Origin of the sequence: Leptospira saintgironsiae (genome assembly GCF_002811765.1) — a bacterium.
In the GTDB taxonomy this organism is placed as follows: domain Bacteria; phylum Spirochaetota; class Leptospiria; order Leptospirales; family Leptospiraceae; genus Leptospira_B; species Leptospira_B saintgironsiae.
Map to the genome: position 1 here is coordinate 1 of NZ_NPDR01000037.1, position 748 is coordinate 748.

The following is a 748-nucleotide window of genomic DNA, read 5'->3' on the forward strand; positions in this document are numbered from 1 at the left end:
AGTTAGGCGACGGCTCTGCAAGTAATACTGAAAAATCGAGCCACGGATGGCGTTATTAATTATTTATGAGCATAATGTTCAGTATATAAATCCAAAACCTTTTTAATCATAGTCTGATAAGGTACACCAGATCTCTTAGACTCCTCTTTAAAAAACGAGATACTCTTTTTACTCAAGACTATAGTTACTCTGGAATTATCTTCCTTTAAAACGAGTTTATTCGGAGGAGGTAGAAAATCCTCAACAGTCTTAGAAGATCTAATTGAAGATGATATAGATGCTGATGCATCAGTGTATTTTATTTTCTTTTTCATAAACTTTCTTACCTTGCCTCCAATAACCTGCCCCAAAGATTCGAATCTTATTATTTCTGACAGTAAATCTTACCGTTGATACATATGAATCAATTAGACCAAAGCAGTAATATCTCTTTTCAGAATCAGAAGAATGGGTAACATCTAAAGTAATAATCCTATTTGGATCCAAAAATGCCTTTTGAGCTTCAAAGAAATCAATTCCATGTTTCCGCAAATTTTCGTCATTCTTTGCAGGATCCCATTCAAACTCCATCTACATATAAAAATAGACGAGAAACAAATTCTTGTCAATACATATAATTATACATATTTTAGTGCATATATATCCAATTTAGAGTTCATATTAATAAAAGCGGGCATGGAAGCCCGCAAAGCTTGAAAAGAATATCGTGCAGAGCTGTTCGCCTAACGACCAAGGTGTTCCGACGTTT

At 34.1% G+C, this 748-nt stretch carries 1 protein-coding gene; it reads right to left on the reverse strand.

All coding sequences use genetic code 11. From position 1 onward, the window contains the following. Positions 1–288: 288 nt before the first annotated feature. A complete protein-coding gene (locus CH362_RS19115; RefSeq protein WP_100711904.1) occupies positions 289–570 on the reverse strand; it encodes a BrnT family toxin in 282 nt (93 codons plus the stop codon). Between the last annotated feature and the right edge of the window lie 178 nt (positions 571–748).